1 protein-coding gene is annotated in these 701 nt (G+C 73.5%); it reads right to left on the reverse strand.

All coding sequences use genetic code 11. The features are described 5' to 3' along the window. The coding region (locus tag A5707_RS20050) for a histidinol dehydrogenase (RefSeq protein ID WP_197495390.1) at positions 1 to 649 on the reverse strand (649 nt) is incomplete at its 3' end. Positions 650 to 701: the final 52 nt, after the last annotated feature.

Below are 701 nucleotides of genomic sequence, written 5' to 3' on the forward strand. Positions count from 1 at the left end.
GTACCGCTCGGATAACCATTTGGCCTGCTCTGGGAGAATGGTCAGCGTGACCCTGATGGCCCGCATCGACCTGCGCGCCGCCGACGGCCCACACCTCGTCGACGCCGAGCAGCCGGGCGGCGGCCAGGATCGTCGGGTGCGGCAGGCCGCCATACGCGGCCTGCGGCGGGCTGGCCACCACCAGCGACCCGACGCCGGCGGCCTGCGCCGGCACGACGTTCATCACCACGCTCGACGGGTACACCGCGTTGCCGCCCGGTACGTACAGACCGACTCGCTCGACGGGAACCCAGCGCTCGGTGACCGTCGCGCCCGGACCCAAGGTCGTGGTGTGATCGGCCCGCCGCTGATCAGCGTGTACGGCGCGGGCGCGGTCGATCGCCACCTGCAGCGCGTCGCGGACGTCGGCCGCCAGACCGGCCAGCGCGGTGGCCAGCTCGGCGGAGGGCACTCGGATGGCCGATGGCCGCACCCCGTCGAAGGACTCGCCGAAGTCCAGCGCGGCCCAGGCGCCCCGCTCGGCGACCGCCTCGACGATCGGCCGCACGGTCGGCAGCACAGCGTCGACGTCGGCGCCACCGCGCGGCAACGCGGCGCGCAGCCGGGCGGCGGACAAGTCGGCGCCGCGCAGGTCGATGCGGGCCATCAGGGTCACGCTGACCATTCTCCCAGAGCAGGCCAAATGGTTATCCGAGCGGTAC

This window comes from Mycobacterium kyorinense, from assembly GCF_001672775.1.
GTDB classification, from domain to species: domain Bacteria; phylum Actinomycetota; class Actinomycetes; order Mycobacteriales; family Mycobacteriaceae; genus Mycobacterium; species Mycobacterium kyorinense_A.